The sequence below is a fragment of the Comamonas jiangduensis genome, from assembly GCF_030162955.1.
Lineage (GTDB): Bacteria > Pseudomonadota > Gammaproteobacteria > Burkholderiales > Burkholderiaceae_C > Comamonas > Comamonas jiangduensis.
The window spans coordinates 1-962 of the sequence record NZ_JARXOV010000043.1 but is presented as its reverse complement, the minus strand read 5'-3'; the positions used below and the strand labels follow the sequence as shown (position 1 = coordinate 962).

General features: G+C 55.9%; 1 pseudogene. It reads left to right on the top strand.

Annotation, left to right across the window (positions count from 1 at the left end):
• Nucleotides 1-212: 212 nt before the first annotated feature.
• Nucleotides 213-962: pseudogene (locus QEP12_RS16870) on the top strand (hypothetical protein); the annotation flags it as partial.

Sequence of the window (962 nt, the reverse complement as noted above, 5' to 3'; positions counted from 1 at the left end):
CTGTTCTATGCGGGCTTTTTGTTGCTGCTGCTCTGGGTAGCCTTCAAGTAGCTCATGCTGGATACGCACAAGCCACGCCCCCCGCTGGTTGGTCTGCTGGTGGCGGTGCTGGTGGCGCTTTTACTGGCACCAAGGCTGCTAACGGTGCAACGTTCCTTAGTGGCTCTGTCTCCACCAATGCATCTCTGAATGTTGGCGGGCGTGCTGTCTCCATGCCCGCAACGATGCGCTTTGCTGCCAACGCCCCCCGCGTCGCAGCCACCGCCATCATGCTGCACCCCGGCATCCGCACCGCAGCTTCCATCGCTGGCTGGCTCGGCCTTGCTGCCCTTTTTTATGACGAAGCCTCAGGGCTTTGGCAATCACCAAATTCCGAGGGCTACCCTCAATCTACCGGACAAGAATATTCAGTTGATTCCATAGGAACTTGGCATTCAACCGTTTTAGATGCTTGCAATTCTTCGTACATTTACAACTACGACTACAAGAATATCGTCGCTGATGGCAGCGGTTGCTATGTCGACTTGTATTACAAAACTGGTGGTTTCGTTGCTCGTGCTCGAACCTCGGTTTCCTCTAGAAAGTCGTCCTGCCCTTCTGGTTGGTATGTAACCCCTGCTGGTTGTGTACAAACCCCACCGCCTAAGACTATCACTCAAGAGGAAGCCATCGAAGAGATCATCAAGCACCCCATGCCCGACGATGTGCCACAGCACATCCCCGTGCCTCTGCCTGTAGAGCAACCCAATATACAGCCTGTTTTTATCCCCACCGGCAACCCTGTAGCCAATCCCAGCTACAACCCCAGCGCTCCTGCCTCTCCAGAAAACCAGCCCTACGTGCAGCCAGGCACAAAGGTAACTCCTGCACCAGCTCCTGGTGCGCCTTGGCAAGTTGACACAGTCCCGGTCAATCGCCCCACGCCCACGCCAGAAGGCAGCACAGAGCCATCGACGGAACCG